General features: G+C 64.0%; 4 protein-coding genes and 2 pseudogenes. 5 read left to right on the top strand and 1 reads right to left on the bottom strand.

Translation table 11 applies throughout. The features are described 5' to 3' along the window. From EN780_RS30595 to EN780_RS30575, 5 genes and pseudogenes are all read left to right on the top strand, one after another. Positions 1 to 363, top strand: a 363-nt coding sequence (locus EN780_RS30595; protein ID WP_189556870.1) for a TatD family hydrolase, incomplete at its 5' end; no start/stop codon positions are given. Continuing rightward, complete coding sequence (locus EN780_RS30590; RefSeq protein ID WP_128276150.1) at positions 360 to 1,178, top strand: MBL fold metallo-hydrolase; 819 nt, start codon at positions 360 to 362, stop codon at positions 1,176 to 1,178. The genes EN780_RS30595 and EN780_RS30590, both read left to right, overlap by 4 nt. A gap of 79 nt (positions 1,179 to 1,257) precedes the next feature. Beyond that, positions 1,258 to 1,428, top strand: coding sequence for a DUF1330 domain-containing protein (locus tag EN780_RS41425; protein WP_189556868.1), 171 nt, complete (start codon positions 1,258 to 1,260; stop codon positions 1,426 to 1,428). Beyond that, positions 1,421 to 1,543: a DUF1330 domain-containing protein gene (locus EN780_RS41420; RefSeq protein WP_189556866.1), complete on the top strand. Its 123-nt coding sequence runs from the start codon at positions 1,421 to 1,423 to the stop codon at positions 1,541 to 1,543. The genes EN780_RS41425 and EN780_RS41420 overlap by 8 nt, the downstream gene beginning before the upstream one ends. A gap of 426 nt (positions 1,544 to 1,969) precedes the next feature. After that, positions 1,970 to 2,335, top strand: a pseudogene (locus EN780_RS30575) (GFA family protein); the annotation flags it as partial. Between the two features lie 3 nt (positions 2,336 to 2,338). Here EN780_RS30575 and EN780_RS30570 read toward each other — a convergent pair. Continuing rightward, positions 2,339 to 3,271: pseudogene (locus tag EN780_RS30570) on the bottom strand (adenylate cyclase); the annotation flags it as partial.

The raw sequence follows: 3,271 nt of genomic DNA, 5'->3' as shown, positions 1-3,271 counted from the left end.
GGGAAGGGCGCCTTCCCCTTCATTTTGCACTGTTTTTCGTCCGGGCGCAGGCTGGCGGAGGTCGGCGTCGCGCTTGGCGGCTATGTCTCGTTCTCCGGCATCCTGACCTTCAAGAACTCGGCCGACCTGCGCGCCGTCGCGGCCAACGTGCCGCACGACCGGCTGCTGGTAGAAACCGATGCGCCTTATCTTGCGCCGATGCCGTTTCGCGGCAAGCGCAATGAGCCGGCCTATGTCGCCAACACCGCCAGGGTGCTGGCCGATACGATCGGCGTCAGCGAGGCCGAGATCGCCGATATCACCACGGACAATGTCTTTCGGCTGTTCCGGAAGATGCCGCGCCCCGAAGCGCCTGACGCATGAGCGATCGGCTGCGCCTCACCATTCTCGGCTGCGGCTCGTCGCCCGGCACACCGCGCATCACCGGCGACTGGGGCAATTGCGATCCCGCCAACCCCAGGAACCGGCGCATGCGCACGGCAGCACTGGTCGAGCGGATCGCGGCAAACGGTGCCCGCACGACCGTCGTCGTCGACACCGGACCGGACTTCCGCGAGCAGATGCTGCTGGCGTCGGTCAGGCGCATCGATGCGGTCGTTTACACGCATCCGCATGCCGACCATATCCACGGCATCGACGATCTGCGCGGCTATGTGCAGGAGCAGCGCCATCTGATCGACATCCATGCCGATCAGCCGACGATGCAGCGCCTGCGGCAAGCGTTCGGTTATTGTTTCGAGACGCCGCCCGGCAGTTCCTATCCGCCCATCGTCAGGGCGCATCTCATCGACCACGCCAGGCCGATCGTGATCGAGGGAGAGGGGGGTGCCCTCACCCTTGAGCCGCTGCCACAGACCCATGGCGACATCATTTCCCTCGGCTTCCGCGCCGGCGGGCTTGCCTATTGCCCTGACATCAGCGACTTCCCCGACGCCACGGCGGAACGGCTGCGCGATCTCGAAACGCTGGTCATCGACGCGTTGCAGTACAACACCCATCCGAGCCATCTGTCGCTTGGCCAGGCACTGGGCTGGATCAAGAGACTGGCTCCGAAAAACGCCGTGCTGACACACATGCATGTGCCGCTGGATTACGCCGTCGTGATGGCCGAGACGCCCGACAACGTGGTGCCGGCCTATGATGGGATGGTGATCGAAATTCCTTATGAGTCAGCGTGATAGGACGAGCTGTTCAGAAGCGCGTTCCGCTCTATGGCTCGATTGTGTTAACGTCGCGACTTTCAGAGGAGAAGGCACCATGGCAGCCTATCTGATTGCTGAGCACAAGATCGCGGATCCGGCGGCATACGAGGAATATCGCATAAAGGCCTTGGCTGCCGTCGATCGCTTCGGAGGCAAGTTGCTGTTGCGTGCTCGAAGCGTTGGCCCTTGCGGGCTCGTGGCAGCCGGACCGGCTCGTCGTGCTTGAGTTTGCCGATATGGCGTCTCTCAAGGCCATGCATGATTCACCTGACTACCAAGCCCTCATCGGAATCCGCAACGTTGCGGCCGCCAATGTGCTGCTTGCAATTGAAGCCGCTTAGATCCAGCCCCTCGGTCGCTGTGACGACGGCTGAGGGCACTGAGATCGGCAGCAATTTCCGCCTTTTGGCCAACGCATAAGTTCCATAATCTATCTTATGCGACTTAGAGATCGATGCAGACGGCATGCCCTCGCCACGTCTCGCCGCGCCCTCCAGATATGTCTGCGCGACAGATTAGAGCTCATCATCAAGGATCGGCGCCTGCCGCGGCGCCTGCCGCGCTGTCGCATCGAGCATGCAACTGATGATGATATTGCGCTGGCGATCGTATTGATGGTTTCGGCGGCGACTTCGGCCGTGCAGCGCGGTAGGCGATCCACGCGCGCTGCATCTGGCGACAGGCTTCGCGCAACTGCCGCGGCATTGCGACGACGGCGCCGTTCGTTGTAGCCATGCCCAGCGCTTGATTTTTGAGGAGACGGGAGCATGGACCGATACACCGGCGGCTGTCTGTGCGGGAGCGTTCGAATTGTGGCGTCGGGTGCCCCATACCGGGTCGGCGTCTGCCACTGTCTCGATTGCCGCAAGCATCACGGGGCGCTGTTTTACGCCGCTGCGGTGTTCCCTCAGGAGGCGGTGACGATCGACGGCGAAACACGCGACTACGCCGGGCGCTTCTTCTGTCCGCGCTGCGGCTCGTCTGTTTTCGCGCGCACCGCAGACGAGATCGAAGTGCATCTGGGGTCCCTGGACGCCCCGGACCAGCTGCTGCCGACCTACGAGCTGTGGACCGTCCGCCGCGAGTCCTGGCTGCCGCCGTTTCCGGTCAGGAAACGATACGACCGCGATCGTAGTGTCGCGGAACGGCTCGGTCCACACCCAGTGGCTGGTCGTGAAATGCGGGTTGGCGACCAGAAACATTTCGACCTCGGCGCGCGCCTCCTCGAGCCGGCCGAGTTGGGCAAGGCTTGCCGCCAGGAAACGGCGAGAGCTTGTGCGATAGGTCTCCTCCCTGCGCAGCGTCTCGATGGCGGCTTCGTAGTCGCCGGCCGCGTATTGCGCCTGGCCGAGCGTCAGATAATACCAGCTTGCCGGAAACGGGTTCAGCCGGAACGCCTTGCGGATCTGCTCCAGGCCCTGCTCGACCTGCCCGGCCAAGGTCGTGATGTCGGACAGCGTCGCCCAGGCGTCGGCTTCGTTGGGGTCGAACTCGAACGCCTTGGCGAACTCCGTATCCGATTCAGGGAAGCGGCGCTCATAGGCCAGCAGGTTGGCGAGCACCCAGCGGCAGCCGGCATCGTTGGGATCGATCGCCACGGCCTTGCGAGCCAGTTCCAGGGCAACGCTACGGTTGGGCTCGATGGGTTCGCCCCAATGCACCCATCCCATCCAGTGGTTCATGGCAAGCCAGCGATAGGCCTCGGCGTAGTCCGGATCGAGCGCAACGGCGCGCGTCAGCATCAGATGCGCTTCCCGCGCCGTCTGCGGCGAATCGTCGATCAGCTTGCGCGCCCGCACGCAGAGATCGTAGGCCTCGAGATTTTTCGGCCGATTGCGCGGCAGCGGCGCGCGCAGCCGGCCGAGCAGCGCCTCGACGATCTTGGCCGTCACCTCGTCCTGGACGGCAAAGATATCTTCCAGGCTACGATCGAAGCGCTCCGCCCACAGATGCTCGCCGCTCAGCGCGTCGACCAGTTGCGCGTTGATGCGCACGCGCCCGGCGGCGCGTCTCGCGCTGCCCTCCAGCAGGTAGCGCACGCCAAGATCCTCGGCGATCCCGCGCACGTC

Origin of the sequence: Mesorhizobium sp. M4B.F.Ca.ET.089.01.1.1 (assembly GCF_004022605.1) — a bacterium.
Taxonomy (GTDB): domain Bacteria; phylum Pseudomonadota; class Alphaproteobacteria; order Rhizobiales; family Rhizobiaceae; genus Mesorhizobium; species Mesorhizobium abyssinicae.
Note: the sequence above shows the minus strand (reverse complement) of the source record. Positions and strands in the feature narration are given on the sequence as shown.